This is a genomic window from Litchfieldia alkalitelluris, from assembly GCF_002019645.1.
GTDB lineage: Bacteria > Bacillota > Bacilli > Bacillales > Bacillaceae_L > Litchfieldia > Litchfieldia alkalitelluris.
Genome location: NZ_KV917374.1, coordinates 5,091,804 through 5,109,471, shown reverse-complemented (window position 1 = coordinate 5,109,471; position 17,668 = coordinate 5,091,804). Strand labels below are relative to the sequence as shown.

Sequence of the window (17,668 nt, the reverse complement as noted above, 5' to 3'; positions counted from 1 at the left end):
CGCCAGGGGCTCAGCTCCTGCGGGGTCTCACGAGACCACTGGATCCCGCAGGAGTCAAGTGGCTCTCCGCTCATTCCACACTGAGGAGGAAACATTATTTCATACACCATGGTGCGAAATACTTATTTTAGCATGGATGTCTACTCTGTAAAATCAGGTTTGGAGATACGCTCTGGGCAACTGAATTAAAGTGGGCCTATGATTTACTTTCTCCTTGTTTTCGCTTTAGCAAGTGAATCATAGAGAGCCAATGATTCACTTTCTCCTTGTTTCCGCTTTAGCAACTGAATCATAGAGAGCCAATGATTCACTTTCTCCTTGTTTCCGCTTTAGCAACTGAATCATAGAGAGCCAATGATTCACTTTCTCCTTGTTTCCGCTCAGGCAACTGGATCATAAAGAGCCAATGATTCACCTTCTCTTTGTTTTCACTCAGGCAACTGGGTCATAGAGAAGCTTATGATGATTCACTTCCGTCTTGCTTTTACTTTGTAACTGTATAAAGGCCACTGGAATCACATAATTTGGGACTCATTAAATCTTTTCATACTTGTCCAATGGTGCTGATACTCATTAGCATAGAAAATCTACTCACAAAATCCCTCTACCAAATATTGAAGAATAATGTTCTTCCTTGGTTTACTCCTTTTAACTATTAATATAGGAAAGTAAAAAAAGAAATTTAATAAAAGTAAGCATTTTTACATAATTTTGCCATAAAGTTTAATATGTCCTAATAATTATCACTTTTATTAATAGTATGTAACATTTAGTAAATAGTTTATAAGAGGCTAGAAATACCTAATGTTAGGGGTGTAACCGTGAGTAAACCTGTTTTAGAAGTAAAAGGTCTAGAGACTTCCTTTTTTACAGAGGAAGGCAAGATTCCTGCAGTAGACTCGGTTGATTTTCATATAAATGAAGGAGAAATCCTAGGGATTGTGGGAGAATCAGGCTGTGGAAAAAGTGTTACATCATTGTCAATCATGGGACTAGTTCCCAGTCCTCCTGGAAAAATTATAAATGGACAGATTTTATTTAATGGGGAAGATTTGGTTCATGCACCTGAAAAAAGAATGAGACAAATTCGTGGAAATGATATTGCAATGATTTTCCAAGAACCTATGACATCACTTAATCCTTTGTTTACAATTGGAGCACAATTGATAGAAGCAATTAGAATACATAAAAAGTGGGACAAAAAACGTTCTCGAGGTCGCGCAATTGAGATTTTAAAGCTAGTCGGATTACCTCGAGCTGAGGAACTCATCGATGAATATCCTCATCAGTTATCTGGTGGTATGAGACAGAGAGTAATGATTGCGATGGCCATGGTTTGTGACCCGAAGGTATTAATTGCTGATGAACCGACAACTGCATTGGATGTAACGATTCAATCGCAAATACTAAAGTTGATGAAACAACTAAATAATGATTTACAAACTGCTATTATGCTTATTACGCATGATTTAGGTGTAGTTGCAGAGGTATGTGAGCGAGTCGTTGTGATGTATGCTGGGAAAATCGTAGAACAAGGTGATGTTCGTACGATTTTCAAAAATCCCCAGCATCCTTATACAATTGGGCTGATAAAGTCTGTTCCAGATATGAGGATAAAGACTGACCGTTTATATTCAATACCTGGCAATATTCCTAGACCAGGATCAATTAAGAATGGATGCCGGTTTGCGGAAAGATGTGAATTTGCGTACGAACAATGTTTTTCTGAAAATCCGGAGCTTTATGAAACAGATTCAGGACATAAGGTTCGTTGTTTCTTACATCAAAAAAAGGAGGATCCAACAAATGACAAAACCGTTACTTCAAGTTAGAGGTCTTAAGAAGCATTTCCCGATTAATGGTGGAGTCCTCGGCAAACAAGTTGGTCAGGTTAAGGCAGTTGATGGTCTTTCTTTTTATGTCAATAAAGGGGAAACTCTTGGACTAGTTGGTGAGAGTGGTTGTGGAAAATCAACTACAGGTCGACTGTTACTAAGATTGCTAGATCCAACAGAAGGAAATGTTGTTTTTGAGGAACAAGAAATTACAACTCTATCAAAAAATGATATGAGAAAGCTTAGAAGAGAGATGCAAATGATCTTCCAGGATCCATATGCTTCACTTAATCCAAGGCATACAGTTGAAAAAATTCTAGAGGAACCGTTAATTGTCCATGGTATCGGAACGAAGTCTGAACGAAAGAAAAAGGTAAGAGAGATGCTAGAGGTCGTAGGCTTAAGTAGCTATCACGCAAAACGCTATCCTCACCAATTTAGTGGTGGGCAAAGGCAGCGAATTGGAATTGCAAAGGCACTTATGACAAATCCGAAACTGATTATTGCTGATGAACCTGTTTCGGCATTAGATGTATCGATTCAATCACAGGTACTAAACTTGCTAGAGGATCTGCAAAAAGAATTTGACCTGACATTCGTATTTATTGCCCACGATTTAGGTGTTGTTAGGCATATAAGTGATAGAGTCGGAGTAATGTATTTAGGTAGGCTAATAGAGTTGGCATCAAGCGAAACGCTCTATGAAAAGCCACTTCACCCTTATACTCAAGCATTATTAAATGCTGTACCAGTCCCAGACCCCGATTTTATAAGGGAAGAAACAGAAATCAGTGGGGAAATTCCAAGTCCTTCGAATCCACCAGAAGGTTGTGCATTCCATACAAGATGTGGTTCCTGTATGGATATCTGTAAAACGACACGACCGGAATTTAAAGAATTAGAGCCTGGTCATTTTGTTGCATGTCATTTATATGAATCTTGACTGTAGCATTTGATATAAAAAAATAGTTTTAAGGGGGCAACACACGAATGAGGAAAAAGAACATTTTTTTAAGCTTCATCTTCATGCTAGTACTCTCTCTAGCTCTTGTTGGCTGTAATGGCTCTTCTGATGAGGAGACAAGTGAGCCTGGAACAGACAATGACACAGATAATGGCAGTGAAAATCAAGAAGAAACACCTGCTAGTACACAAACAGAGCTAGTATTTGGACGTGGAGGAGATTCAACTTCACTTGACCCAATCACTACAACTGAAGGTGAGACATTTAAGGTAACAGTGAATATTTTCGAAACACTATTAAACTATGGTGAGCAAGACACTACACTTCACCCAGGTCTTGCAACAGAATGGACTCCTTCTGAAGATGGACTAACGTATACTCTAAAACTAAGAGAAGGCGTAAAATTCCATGATGGAACTGACTTCAATGCTGAAGCTGTTGTATTCAACTTTGAGCGTTGGATGAATGGTGATTCAGACCAATTTCCTTATTACACAATGTTTGGCGGATTCAAAGGAGATGAAGGTCACGTAATTAAAGAAGTAAAAGCAGTAGATGAGCTTACGGTTGAATTTACATTAACTCGTCCACAAGCTCCATTTTTAAAGAACTTAGCCATGTCACCATTTGGTATCGCTAGTCCAACAGCATTAGAAACTCATGGTGATAAATTCAGAGAAAATCCAGTTGGTACTGGACCATTCAAGTTTGTTGAGTGGAAGCCAAATGATCGTATTGTCATTGAAAAAAATCCAGAATATTGGATGGAAGGTTATCCTAAATTAGAAACAGTCATTTTCAGAGTAATTCCAGAAAACTCTGCTCGATTAAATGCATTAACAACGGGCGAGATCGATTTAATGGATGGGGTCAATCCATCTGACTTAGGACAAATCGAAGGAAATGCAGATTTACAAACAATTAAGCGTCCATCAATGAATGTTGGTTACCTAGGGCTTACAGCTACTAGAGAACCATTTGATAATAAGCTTGTTCGTCAAGCATTGAACCATGCAATCGATAAAGAAGGTATTATTGCGGCATTTTACGGTGGATTAGCAGAGCCAGCTAAGAACCCAATGCCACCATCATTAGAAGGATATAACGATGAGATTGAAGCATATCCTTATGATTTAGCAAAAGCGAAGGAATTACTTGCTGAAGCAGGATATCCAGATGGCTTTGAAATGGAATTATGGGCAATGCCAGTTCCACGTCCATATATGCCAGATGGAATGAAGGTAGCAGAAGTGATTCAATCAAGCTTTGCTGAAATTGGTGTAAAAGCTGAGATTGTTACTTATGACTGGGGTACTTACCTAGACAAAGCTAGTAAGGGAGAAGCTGATGCATTCCTGCTAGGTTGGACAGGTGACAACGGAGATGCTGATAACTTTATTTATACATTATTAGATAAAGATAGCATCGGAAGTAACAACTATTCTTACTATAGCAATGATGAGTTACACGATATCTTAATTGAAGCTCAAACAGTAACAGATCCAGAGCAAAGAAATGCATTATACAAGCAAGCTCAAGAAATCGTTCATGAGGATGCACCTTGGGTACCTTTAGTTCACTCTACACCATTATTGGCTGCAAAGAGTAGCTTAGCAGGTCTACTTCCACATCCAACTGGATCAGATATCTTAACTAAAGTTGAATTTAAGTAAGTATAAGAGTATCTCATAAAGCATCTGAAAAGGGGAGTGAAAACTCTCCTTTTCTTCCCTATAAATTAGATAAAGAAAATTGAAAGGTACTAGCCTTAAAGTAAGTTAGATTGTAAAGAGGTGATTAGATGTTTTCTTATACCATAAGAAGAATACTAATGGTAGTTCCAGTGTTAATTGGAATGACTTTGGTTGTTTTTTCAATTATTCGTGCGATACCTGGAGACCCAGCACAGATTATTTTAGGACAAAGAGCAACAGAAGAGGCAATTGCAGCACTTACAGCTAAGCTAGGCTTAGATCAACCATGGTATATACAGTACTTTGAATATATAAAGGGATTACTAACTGGGGACCTGGGAGAATCGATTAGAACGAATGGCCCGATTAATGAAGAAATTTGGCCCTATTTAGCAGCAACTATCGAGCTTTCAATCTTTGCAATGATTATTGCTATTATTATTGGTGTGAATGCAGGGATTATAAGTGCTTGGTTTCAAAACTCTTGGTTTGATTATACGGCAATGGTTATTGCGCTGATCGGTGTATCCATGCCAATCTTCTGGTTAGGATTAATGGAACAGTGGGCATTTTCAATCAATCTAGGGTGGTTACCTACGACTGGTAGAGAAAATGTCAGAGATCCCGTATCTGCTATTACGAATTTATATTTAATAGATACGTTGATTAACGGTCGAATGGATCAATTTGTTACGGTGATCAAACATCTTATTTTGCCAGGGATTGCCCTTGCAACCATTCCAATGGCAATTATTGCACGTATCACTCGTTCAAGTATGCTAGAGGTAATGAAATCAGATTTTGTTAGAACAGCAAGAGCAAAAGGGGTAAAAATGGTCTGGGTTGTGTATAAGCATTCACTAAAGAATGCGATTATCCCTGTTTTAACCGTAATCGGATTGCAAACGGGTTTACTGTTAGGTGGAGCTATTTTAACAGAGACAATATTTGGTTGGCCAGGAATTGGTCGTTATATTTTTGACGCAATTGGGTATCGAGATTATCCAGTCATTCAATCAGGGATATTAATTGTAGCTACCTTCTTTGTATTTATTAACCTGATTGTTGATTTGTTATATGCTGTCGTAGATCCTCGAATTAAATATAACTAAGAAGACAATAGAAAGGAGAGGGAAGATGGCTGAACCTGCACGTATTAATGGTCCAATAAATAACAATGTAAATGACGAAAAAGTTTTGTCACCATGGGCGGAAGCTTGGAATCGGTTTAGGAAAAATAAAGTAGCGATTGTAGGGATGGTTATCGTTTTATTTTTTATCATCCTCGCCGTATTTGCGCCATGGATTGCGCCACAAGGAATTGATGATAAAGAGTTGGTAAAACGTCTACAGCCACCATCGAGTGAACATTGGTTGGGGACAGATGATTTTGGCCGCGATATTCTCTCAAGGATTATTTATGGAGCAAGAATTTCACTATGGGTCGGTTTCTTTGCTGTCATGGCATCGATGGTTGTAGGCTCCTTCTTAGGAATCGTAGCGGGCTATTATGGCAGATGGATAGACACAATTATTTCTCGTGTGTTTGACATCATGCTTGCTTTTCCAAGTATTCTTTTAGCTATTGCTGTAGTAGCCATCCTTGGACCATCACTTCAAAATGCATTGATTGCCATTGCAATCATCAATGTCCCGAACTTTGGAAGACTGATTCGTTCGAAGGTGTTAAGTGTAAAGGAAGAGGAGTTCATAACGGCTGCAAAATCGACCGGGATGAGGGATGCAAGAATCTTGTTTCATCACATCCTACCTAATAGTATGGCACCTATTATTGTACAAGGTTCACTTGCTATTGCAACAGCAATTATTGAAGCGGCAGCACTTGGATTCTTAGGCTTAGGAGCACAACCACCTAATCCAGAATGGGGAAAAATGCTTGCAGATTCTAAAAATTACTTAGTTCAAGCTCCATGGACAATGATTTTTCCCGGACTTGCAATTATGTTGACTGTTTTGGGATTCAATTTAATGGGGGACGGATTGAGAGATGCACTTGATCCAAAAATGAAAAATTAAAATCAGCTAACTTAATCGTTAGCTGATTTTTTATTGGACAGATAATCGATGATCATCCTTATGATAGGCATGATAGCTCTCAATTAAGACATTTAAGTGGTCTAGTTCGTCAAAGTAATCAATCATTGCAGCTACTAAGGATAAAAGTTGATACCAATCCTTTTGAAATTCATCATCATTTTCTTGTTGGTAAGAAACAAAAGTATCGATGACAATTTTTCGGTCAAACTTAAAATCCTTGATTAATTCACAAGGCGTTTGCTGTGTTTTGATTTTGCCAATGACTTTAAGATTTAACTGTTCGTGAAGATTAATTAAATCGTCAATCTCTTTTATGAAAATTTGCTGAATCTCAACTGGCATCCGATGGAGTTCATTTTCATAGCGATGAAGCTTTTGTAACATATCAAGCGCATGTTTTGCCGAGATAATCATTTGTCTGAATAGGACAAGTCTACGTGCTTTCGCTTTTTTATGCTTTTGAAGGTAATTTCTTTCTTCTTTATAAAAAAGATAAAGTTGATCTAATTTATTTATCTGATCTTTAATGGATTCGATTTCAGTTTTTAGAATGGGATGTTCAACGGCCTGTCTAGTATTGAGACGAATCCATTTAAAAATTGCCTCTGTGTTCTCGGATATTTTTTCATAAAGCTTTTTTTCATATTTAGGCGGTAAAAAGACTAAATTGACAATAAAAGCTGATAATACCCCTAGCATAATGGTTGAAAACCGAAGCAATGAAAACTCAATAAAGTGCTCCCCGGGATTCTCCATAATAGCTATTACCGTTACGATAGCAACAGGTATTGTATTTTCGATTTTCAACTTAATGTTTATACCAATCACAAGAATTGCTGTTAATCCAATAATAAAGGGATCATTTCCAAAAACTAATACAAAAAGAATCGCAAAAGCAGCACCAATGACATTCGCCTGGATTTGTTCAATCACCGATAAATAAGATCGATAGATAGATGGCTGAATCGCAAAGACAGCTGCAATTCCTGCAAACACTGGTGCTGGAAGGTTTAGCATCGTTCCAAGCAGTAGAGCTAACGTGATGGCAATCCCTGTTTTTAAAATACGGGCACCAATTTTCATAACAAATAAATTTCCTTTCTAGTATAAACAAGTTATATTATTGGTTTATCCTAATACTGCAGTCTTAAACATATAGACAATATTGTACTATACAATGGTTTCTTAACCAATTCAAGGTAATTTATATTACAAATTTCTTAAAAATATGCATAAAATTGTCGGGGGGGCAGGATGGGAGATAAGTTAAAGGAATGTGGAGATGCTAGGAGGGGTGAATCTATCTGAATAGGGGGAGCCTTCGGACGGAGGTCATGTGTGGGAAGGGGATTCGATCTGAATAGGGGATGACCTCGGAAAAGATTCAAGTGTGGTGAGGGAAAAGTTGTCTAAACATACGCAACTTCGGACTGCATTGTAAGCTAGTTGAGTCAAGCTGTCTGGGAATTAGAACGCTTCTAGGTTACCAAATTTATCCGATGCATAATTCAGTGTCCATTTCTTTGCTAAATTGCCTGATGTAACATTTGTGAATAATAGGAAATTTTATCATTAATTCAGTGACCAAAGATACTTAAAATAAGGTGAAATTTTCCCTTTAATATGAAGAATATAGCTTGGTTAGGGGGAATTAAGGGGAATTTTTCCCTTTATGCAGACCATAATCACCCTATTTTCATGTTTTTTAAGTAAATAGAGGGAAATTTTACCTCTATATTAACCATTTTTAGTGAATTTCTCTAAATAACGGAAATTTGTTCCCTTATTTTATCATTAGCCTATGCTGCTGATTCCTTCATCTCGGTAAGAGGCTTTCTGCTTATTATGGTTGGGTGGGATCATGAATTAAGAATCACTTATTGAACGAACGGGTGCTAATTAAAAGCAAAAAAGCTCTGTAAGTTCCGAGCTTTTTACTATTTCAAGCGCTAATAGGGTTGTTAGATTATCTGCTTTTACCTATACGTATTCCTTTGTTAAATCCCATCTTCTCCCCCGCAATAAAAAACCCGCCACATAAATGTAGCGGGTTCTTTTCCGATCACTCAGTAGAAACTGATGGATCAGCTTGTTCTTTAGTTGGAATAACTTCGAAGAAATGTTGTTCTGGATTTACAAGAAGTGCTTTTAATTCATTAGCTTCTTCTTCTTGCCCAGTTGAAACAAGTCCTTCAATATATTTTGTTAATAGCTCCTGAACATCGTTCATTCCTTTTTCAGATAGAGCTTTGATTGAGACTTTAGCTCCTTTTGCAATACGACGCTCAATTGCAGCTTTTGTAAGACCTACTTCAGGTTGATGACGAAGATAAACAACCCCACCAGTCATACCAGCACAGATCCAAGGACCCGGGTCACCTAATACTAAGCCACGACCATTTGTCATATATTCAAAGGCAAATCCTTTAATATTTGCATTTACACCGAGATTTCCGTTTTCTTGTTCAGGGATTGGAGAAGTGACTCTTCCACCAATAATCATATCAGCCCCAGATAAACGAATACCAGCACGTGCATCTGCATTTCCTTGAACTAATAGTAAGCCTTGTTGAGCTCCGTAACCGAAACCTTTTCCGACTGAACCATTGTAGAAGTTTCCATCTTTACCTTTTGACTTATAGATTTGGATTGTTCCACCAAATGCCGTTTTACCAATACCATCTTGAGCACCGCCATCGACGTGGATGTTGATACCAGTCGTATTGTAAGCTCCAAGACCGTTTCCAGGAATCGAACCATTTTTATAGCTTAAAGTTATTTCAGGAAGCTGCTTATAAGAACCATCAAGCTTTCCTCTTACGCGGTGACAGGAAACACGACTTCCTAGTACCCTTTGCTCAGAAGTAACTGTTGTGAATTCTCTTGAAGTTTGTAGGTCTTCTACATTTAAATCAAGGTATTCAGCGCCAACAGCAACTAATAGTTGTTGTTCTTCAACACTTGCTGCCACTTCTTTTTGTGCAAATTGTTTTACTTCAAGAGGCTTTAATAAATTGCTTAAATCCAATGCGTTAAGTCCTCTTGTTTGTTCAAGAAGGTCTGAACGTCCAACGATATCTTGAAGGTTGTCATAACCTAATGACGCAGTTAATGCTTTTAACTCAGTACCAAAAGCAGAGAAGAAGTTAACTAGACCTTGAACTGCTAATTCATATTGACGTGGTACAAAGCGACGAAGTCCGTGCTCTTTTGCTTGTGCTTCAGATTCGATTTGAGTTGCAATACCTACGTGACAGGTGTCAAGGTGACAGCCACGACATGTTGTACAGCCGATAGCGATCATTGATAATGTACCAAAACCGATACGGTTAGCGCCAAGTAACATCACTTTTAATACGTCTTTTGCACTCTTAATACCACCATCAGCCCATAGCTCAACATTGTTACGTAGACCAGCTTCTAAAAGGGCGTTATGTGCTGCTTTAACACCAATTTCAACAGGAAGACCTACATATTGAAGAGCGTGAATTCTCGCTGCACCAGTTCCACCATCGAAACCAGAAAGTGTGATAATATCAGCACCAGCTTTTGCAACACCTACTGCAATTGTACCGATGTTTGGAACAACAGGTACTTTAACAGATACTTTAGCTTGGTCGTTTGCTGTTTTTAACTCAGCAATCATTTGAGCTAAATCTTCGATAGAGTAAATGTCATGGTTGTTAGAAGGTGAGATTAAGTCAGAACCAAGTGTTGCGTTACGTGCTTCTGCAACCTTAGCAGTAACCTTCGATCCTGGTAAGTGACCACCTTCACCAGGTTTTGCACCTTGACCGATTTTAATTTCTAATAGGTTAGAAGAGTTAAGAAGCTCTGCATTAACCCCAAAACGTCCTGATGCGATCTGTTGACCACGAGTACGAGGGTATTTGCCAAGCATATCCTTAATTTCTCCACCCTCACCATTTAAGCTCACCATGTTTAAGCGTTCTGCACCTTCAGCATATGCACGGAATGCAATCTCATTTTGAGAACCGAAGGACATAGACGAAATAACAAATGGTAGGCTATGATCACCAACACCAATGTTCACTTTTTCAGCAGCTACTGGCTTATCAGATTGCTTAATATCTGTTAAGTGACGGATGGTTGTTGGATTATTTTCTTCTTGCTCTGTTAATTTTTCACGATATCCATCATATGAACCTGTTGAAGCAACTTCACCAATTGCCTTCCAAATACGTGGGAACAGGTGGAAGCTCTTACCAGCTCTAGCTTTTTCATTATCAAAGTCTTCTACTCTAGCAATCGCGTCATTTTTCATTGATTCAAAATTGAACTCTACAGACTCGGAACCTAAGAAGTTCACAATTTTCAACCTATCAGCAATTTCATCATGTAAACCGATACTAGAGAATAAGCGACTATATCCACGTAATTCGTGAATACCGATCGTAGAAATAACTTTCTCTAAACCTTTATTTAAGGCATTAAATAGATTTACTGCAGGAGTAGTTGTTTCATCAGAAACTGTTGCAAACAATAGGTATGGACTGATAATGTTTGCGCCTAATCCATAAGCAAGAATTACATCATGTAATGAACGAATTGAACCAGAACGTAATAATAGAGAACAGTCACGTCTCATTTGAGCTTCAACTAGTGTTTGATCAACTGCTGAAAGAATTAGATGTGGATCAATCCATAACTGGCCATTCTTATGTGCCGCTGCATCGTCAATCACAATTAGTGTTTTTCCGTTTAAAACAGCTTCTTTCGCTTCAGCTGTTAATCTATCAAGCGCATCTTTAAGTGTTTCATTTTCAGTAAATGTTGCAGATAAATAGTGAACCAATTTTTGTTTATTATATGTTTCAACTACTTGATCATATGAAGGTTGCCCAGTTTGGCTATAACTATCAAATCCTAGTTGACCTTCAACTAATAATGGAGAAGAAAGCTCCAACACCAAGTCTTTTTCTGCTTTGTTTACTAGAGACGGACGCTTACCGATAATTGAACGAGTTGAAAAATGCTCAGTTTCACGGTCACGGTCAATCGCTGGGTTTGTTACAACAGCAACACTTTCTTTAATAAAATCAGCGATATTTCTTCTTCCAGTATCAATTGCTGCAAGTGGTGCATCATGTCCTAATGAACGAATCGGCTCAGCGCCATTTTGCGCCATTTGCTCTAGCAATTGGATATGCTCACGATCCCACCCGAATGCTGCATATTGTCCATTGTGAACTTTACCAGCCGATGAAATAGTTACTGTTTTTTCAAGACTAGGTGCTGCTAGGCGAGTACGATAGTTTTCAAAGCTTAAACGGTTTGAAAAGCGGGTATATACTTCTTGTTGATATGAAGTATATTCATATACTTTGATATAGTCATCACTAGACCATTTCAAGCCAAGCTTTTCACCAGGTGATAGTGGTTTTGGCTCTGCCACATATTCAGTAGAAGGAATAATTCCAGGCTCAGATGAGAATAGGTATGTTGTTTCTGTTTCAATCTTCCATAGTGGACGTAGACCTAATGCATCAACACTAAATACCGCTTCATCAGCAAATCTTGAAATAATCCCAGCAGGACCTTGAGCAAAATGCCCCCACGCTTCACGAATATACGTATATAAATCTTGTAAATGCTCTGGATATGATTTAATTTCATTAACGATTGGAGGGAATAGTACATCCATCGCTTCAAATAGGCTATAGCCATCACGTGAAATAAGAGTTTCGATTGTACGGCTTAGATCTTGAGAATCACTACCACCGACAGTTAACGGTACATTAATCATTCTTGCTTCATCGCGAAGCTTAGAAATCGTGTTGATTTCACCATTATGTCCAAGGACAGCAAATGGTTGAACACGGAAGAAGTTTGATAATGTATTCGTAGAATAACGATTATGTCCCAATGTCATTGTTGAAGCGACAAGAGGATTCGCTAAGTCATGATAGAATTTTGGTAAAATATCCCCTGCACCAAGCACTTTATAGACAGCGTGGTGGTTACTTAATGAAGCAACATGTACATCTTTATCTTTTTCTGCTTCGATTGTAATATCAAATAATACGTTTGTTAGATTAAGAGATTCATTGGTAATAAGAGCAACTTGCCAGAAAATTGGTTCCTCTTGTGAAGCAATTGGACCCAATGCGCTTGAGGATGTAACTTGAGTTGAGTCAAAAACGACGGTTAGACCTTTTTCTGTGAAAAGCTGTAGAAGAGTTGCTTTAATAGCTTCAACGTTTGCATCTCTATTAATAAAGAAATGACCTACTGAGAAGTCCTCTCTATCTACTAGATCTGTTTGTTGATCCTTCTTCTCTAGTTTTTCCTTCCAAAGAGCTTTAGGAATGTCGATATGAATACCAACACCATCACCTTCGCCGTTAATAAAACCAGCACGGTGATTCATTTTGACAAGTGCGTCAATAACTGCATCAATGTTTGCTTTTGTTGGAACACGTTTCTTTTCAATAGCGGAAACAATTCCACACGCATCATGTTCTTGACGGTGAAATTCTTTAAATAGACTTGGACTCCAGTTTTTTTCCATTAAAGTGGCCGTAGCAAGGGGTTGTTTGAGTACAAAAGAAGCAACTCATATTCCCTTACTTTTTAGCCTCCACCTCCTATAAAATTTTTTCTCTATCTAAATTTTTTCTTTATTAACGCAATTCGGTAAAAAAGAACAAATTTTCAGAAATGTATAACCTATCTTAACATATACGCAGTGTAAAATCAATTTATTATTCAACGGAATGGATATGGTATTCATTTCCGGTTATACAAGAAAACAGGTAATTTTAGTTTGTGTAAGCGTTTTCTGTATGCGTAGATAAAAGGCTTGGGGGAGATGACCCTCAAGCCTTTTGTTAGATGCATAATTATTCGTTCGAAAGTATATTAAATGAATATTCGACTGCTTTAAGTGTTTGGACAATGTCATCTTCCGTGTGTGCAAGAGTCAAAAACCATGCTTCATATTTAGAAGGAGCAAGATTAATTCCTTGGTTCAACATAAGCTTGAAAAACTTCGCAAACATCTCACCGTTTGTATTTTCTGCCTGCTCATAATTAACAACCTTTTCTGTTGTAAAATAGATCGTTAATGCGCCCTTTAATCGGTTTATCGTAATAGGGATATTATATTTATTAGCCAGGTTAGAAATTCCTTCTTCTAAAACTGATCCAAGCTTTTCCATCTGTTCATAAACACCTTCTTGTTTTAATACTTCTAAACAAGCAATACCTGAAAGAATTGATGCGGGATTTCCTGCCATTGTGCCTGCTTGATAGGCAGGTCCTAGAGGGGCAACCTGTTCCATGATTTCTTTTTTACCACCGTAAGCACCGATTGGAAGGCCACCGCCGATAATTTTACCAAGCGCAGTTAAATCAGGAGTAACTCCTAATAAATCTTGTGCGCCGCCATACATAAAACGGAATGCGGTAATTACTTCATCATAAATAACAAGAGAGCCAGCTTTATGGGCAAGTTCATTTATTTGCTCAAGGAATCCTTCTTTTGGCTCAACAATGCCGAAGTTTCCGACGATTGGTTCAACGAGAACAGCAGCAATTTCATTTCCCCATTTTTCTAAAGCTTCCTTAAATGGTTCTATTTCATTAAAGGGTACAGTGATGACTTCTTGTGCAATACTCTTTGGAACACCAGCCGAATCTGGAGTACCAAGGGTAGCAGGTCCTGAACCAGCAGCAACAAGCACCAAATCGGAATGACCGTGATAGCACCCGGCAAATTTAATGATTTTATCTCGGCCTGTGTAAGCACGCGCTACACGAATGGTTGTCATTACTGCCTCAGTACCAGAGTTAACAAATCTAACTTTTTCGAGATTAGGCATTGCTTCTTTAATCATCTTGGCAAACTTAATTTCGTGAGGTGTTGGAGTTCCGTATAATACCCCATTTTCGGCGGCTACTTTAATTGCATTTGTAATATGAGGGTGAGCATGTCCGGTTATAATTGGTCCATATGCAGCAAGATAATCGATATACTTATTTCCGTCAACATCCCAAAAGTAAGCTCCACTTGCTCGCTCCATCACAACAGGAGCCCCTCCGCCAACTGCTTTGTAAGATCTTGATGGACTATTTACACCACCAACGATATGCTCTAAAGCTTCTTTATGTAGTTCTTCTGATTTTGTGAAATTCATAATTTTCCTCCTATCTACTAACTTTCTTTATTTTAGCATTATAATGATATAGGAAAAAGAATCACTTAACGTTATAATGTTTGAACGGTTGTGAGGATTGTTTTACACTATTTCTTATGTAAAAAGTGGAGGTAATACGCAGTGAAAAATATAATCGAGGTTGATTCTTTGAGTAAAGAATTTAAATCGTATTCTAGTAGAACGGGTTTAAAAGGGGCTTTTCGAGATTTGTTAACAAGAAACTATAAAGTCCTTCGAGCGGTTGATGATATATCACTAACGATTAAGCAAGGTGAAATGGTTGGTTATATCGGAGAAAATGGGGCAGGAAAATCAACAACAATTAAAATGTTAACGGGAATCCTTACACCTTCATCAGGTGTAGTAAGGGTGAACGGAATGAATCCTCATAAAGAAAGAGAGAAATTTGTTCAATCGATTGGTGTTGTGTTTGGACAACGATCACAATTATGGTGGGATATCGCGGTTCAGGAATCTTTTCGCTTACTGAAGAAGGTCTATAAGGTATCAGATGAAGAATATAAAAACCACATGGAACACGTGATTGAGTCGTTAGATATTGGACCACTACTTGATAAACCTGTAAGGAAATTATCATTAGGTCAAAGGATGAGATGTGAGCTAGCAGCTGCGCTAATACATAACCCGCCGTTACTCTTCCTAGATGAACCGACCATCGGGCTAGATGTATTGGTGAAATTAAAAATTCGTAAGTTCCTGAAAGAAATGAATGAGCGCTATAAGACAACGGTATTGTTAACAACTCATGACTTATCGGATATCGAAGCATTATGTGAGCGAGTGGTTATGTTAGACGAAGGGAAAATTATTTATGATGGTAAGCTAGAGCAACTTCGAAAAAATTGGGGAGAAGGCAAGCAAATTCAGTTTCAGTTTACTCAAGACATGGTTAGTGAGGACCTAGTAAGACTAACAGCTGGACTTGATATTGCCTGGACTCCGTCAGCTTCAGGGCGAAAAAACGTCTGGGTTGCGAATGTTGAAAATGATGAAAATGTGATTTCCGCTTTGATTGGGAAGGTAGTTGCAGGCTATAAAATTACAGATATCAGTATTAATGAAGTTTCTACTGAGGAAATCATCCGTAATATTTATGAAGAAGGAATGGCGGTTCGGTAGGATTATAGCTGAAGTTAAACAAACGTTTGATTGATATTTATATAGAAGTTAAACAAACGATTGATTGGATTTTGATAGGGTTTTAAACAAACGTTTGATTAGTATGGTGTTGTGAGGCAGATGAAGGTTAGGGCTGTCAATCCTAGATTAATCTAGCTAAGAAAAGTCAATTAAAAAGAGCCACAGACAGAAAGAAAGGAACGAAACCATGGATAAATATCTAGAAATGATAAGAATCCGCTTTTTAATGATGCTCGCTTATCGGACGAATTATTATAGTGGGATCCTTATATATAGTATTAATATCGGTGCCTATTATTTTCTGTGGACTGCTATATATAGTGGGAAAGAGGAAATTCAGGGATTATCGGTTATTCAAATGACAACATATATTGCTGTGTCGTGGATGGCACGGGCGTTTTATTTTAACAATATAGATCGTGAAATTGCCTTAGAAATTAAAGAGGGTAAGGTGGCCATTGAGTTGATTAGGCCATACAACTACCTGGGGATGAAAACGATGCAAGGGTTGGGGGAAGGGATATTTCGTCTGCTTTTCTTCTCAGTGCCAGGGATGATAATTGTTGGTTTTATTTTTCCGTTAAATTTTGCGACGAGTTTAACGACATGGGGTTATTTTACTGTATCAATTATCTTAAGTTTTATTGTTAATTCCCAAATCAATTTGTTAACTGGAATTATGACATTTTTCTTATACAATAATGATGGTTTAATACGGGCGAAACGAGTGATTATTGACTTGTTTTCTGGACTGCTTTTACCAATCAGCTTTTATCCGGGTTGGGCTCAACAAATTATGGGTGTGCTTCCGTTCCAGGCGATTAGTTATATTCCAAGTATGATTTTTACAGAAGGATTTACTGGGCAAGAGATTGTGAACGGTTTGTTAATTCAATTGGTTTGGGTTGTTGTTCTAATCATTCCTATTCAAGCACTATGGCTATTTGCAAAAAAACAACTGGTTGTACAAGGAGGGTAAGCTGTGTTTTATGTTTCAATCTTTTTTCAATATGTAGCTCAATACATGAAAACACGGATGCAATATCGAACAGATTTGTTGGTGGAAATTTTATCAGATCTCCTGTTTCAGGCAGTTAATTTAATATTTATTCTTGTTGTGTTTGGACATACTCAATTTTTAAATGGATGGGTACGGGATGAAATCATCTTTATATATGGTTTCTTCTTAGTTCCATATGCTCTATTTTCTTCATTCTTTAATATTTGGGATTTTAATGATCGTTATATTGTCAAGGGGGAGCTGGACCGAATCCTTACACGTCCTATTCATAGTCTATTCCAAATTATTTTAGAACGAATGGAACTAGAATCATTGTTTGGTGTGATTACTGGTTTAATTATCATGATCTATGCGGGATCGAATTTAGGTCTTACGATAGAATGGTATGATGTGATTATTTTTATTTTGTTTGTGATAGGGGGAGCCTTAGTTTATGCCTCCATTTTCATTATGCTTGCTAGTATTGGTTTTTGGTCAGATGCAAGAACATCGATTATGCCAATGATGTATAACATCGGAAATTATGGAAGATATCCAGTTGATATTTATAATAAAGTCATCCGCTTTACATTAACATGGATCTTGCCATTTGCTTTTGTTGGGGTGTATCCTGCATCCTACTTTTTAGGGAAAACAGAATGGCAGTTTTATGCATTTTTAACGCCTTTTATGGGAGTTAGCTTTTTTGTGCTGGCGGTTATATTGTGGAATCACGGTGTGACGAAGTATCGTGGCGCAGGAAATTAAAACAAAGG

At 37.8% G+C, this 17,668-nt stretch carries 11 protein-coding genes; 8 read left to right on the top strand and 3 right to left on the bottom strand.

Annotated features, from left to right (window positions below):
• Positions 1-821 precede the first annotated feature (821 nt).
• From BK579_RS23885 to nikC, 5 genes are all read left to right on the top strand, one after another.
• The gene (locus tag BK579_RS23885; RefSeq protein WP_078549840.1) at positions 822-1,832 is read left to right on the top strand and encodes an ABC transporter ATP-binding protein; all 1,011 of its coding nucleotides are present in this window, start codon (positions 822-824) and stop codon (positions 1,830-1,832) included.
• Positions 1,807-2,778, top strand: coding sequence for an ABC transporter ATP-binding protein (locus BK579_RS23880; RefSeq protein ID WP_078549839.1), 972 nt, complete (start codon positions 1,807-1,809; stop codon positions 2,776-2,778). Before BK579_RS23885 ends, BK579_RS23880 begins: the two co-directional genes overlap by 26 nt.
• A 47-nt stretch (positions 2,779-2,825) precedes the next feature.
• Entirely contained in the window at positions 2,826-4,472 is a 1,647-nt protein-coding gene (locus BK579_RS23875) for an ABC transporter substrate-binding protein (RefSeq protein WP_078549838.1), read from the top strand.
• Between the two features lie 128 nt (positions 4,473-4,600).
• Positions 4,601-5,605, top strand: coding sequence for an ABC transporter permease (locus BK579_RS23870; protein ID WP_078549837.1), 1,005 nt, complete (start codon positions 4,601-4,603; stop codon positions 5,603-5,605).
• 25 nt (positions 5,606-5,630) lie between these two features.
• Entirely contained in the window at positions 5,631-6,530 is a 900-nt protein-coding gene (gene nikC, locus BK579_RS23865) for a nickel transporter permease (RefSeq protein WP_078549836.1), read from the top strand.
• Positions 6,531-6,560: 30 nt separating this feature from the next.
• Here the strand turns inward: nikC and BK579_RS23860 are convergent, their stop codons facing one another.
• The 3 genes from BK579_RS23860 to BK579_RS23850 all read right to left on the bottom strand — a co-directional run bounded on the left by BK579_RS23860 (position 6,561) and on the right by BK579_RS23850 (position 14,710).
• Positions 6,561-7,634 (bottom strand): aromatic acid exporter family protein, encoded by a 1,074-nt coding sequence (locus BK579_RS23860; RefSeq protein WP_078549835.1) that lies wholly within the window; start codon positions 7,632-7,634, stop codon positions 6,561-6,563.
• 979 nt (positions 7,635-8,613) lie between these two features.
• Positions 8,614-13,083 (bottom strand): glutamate synthase-related protein, encoded by a 4,470-nt coding sequence (locus BK579_RS23855; protein ID WP_078549834.1) that lies wholly within the window; start codon positions 13,081-13,083, stop codon positions 8,614-8,616.
• 331 nt (positions 13,084-13,414) lie between these two features.
• A complete protein-coding gene (locus BK579_RS23850) occupies positions 13,415-14,710 on the bottom strand; it encodes a glutamate-1-semialdehyde 2,1-aminomutase (protein WP_078549833.1) in 1,296 nt (431 codons plus the stop codon).
• A gap of 141 nt (positions 14,711-14,851) precedes the next feature.
• Here BK579_RS23850 and BK579_RS23845 point away from each other — a divergent pair, with 141 nt between their 5' ends.
• The 3 genes from BK579_RS23845 to BK579_RS23835 all read left to right on the top strand — a co-directional run bounded on the left by BK579_RS23845 (position 14,852) and on the right by BK579_RS23835 (position 17,660).
• On the top strand, positions 14,852-15,871 hold the full coding sequence (locus BK579_RS23845; RefSeq protein ID WP_078549832.1) for an ABC transporter ATP-binding protein: 1,020 nt from the start codon (positions 14,852-14,854) through the stop codon (positions 15,869-15,871).
• Positions 15,872-16,079: 208 nt separating this feature from the next.
• Positions 16,080-16,871, top strand: coding sequence for an ABC transporter permease (locus tag BK579_RS23840; RefSeq protein WP_078549831.1), 792 nt, complete (start codon positions 16,080-16,082; stop codon positions 16,869-16,871).
• 3 nt (positions 16,872-16,874) lie between these two features.
• Positions 16,875-17,660: an ABC transporter permease gene (locus tag BK579_RS23835; protein ID WP_078549830.1), complete on the top strand. Its 786-nt coding sequence runs from the start codon at positions 16,875-16,877 to the stop codon at positions 17,658-17,660.
• Positions 17,661-17,668: the final 8 nt, after the last annotated feature.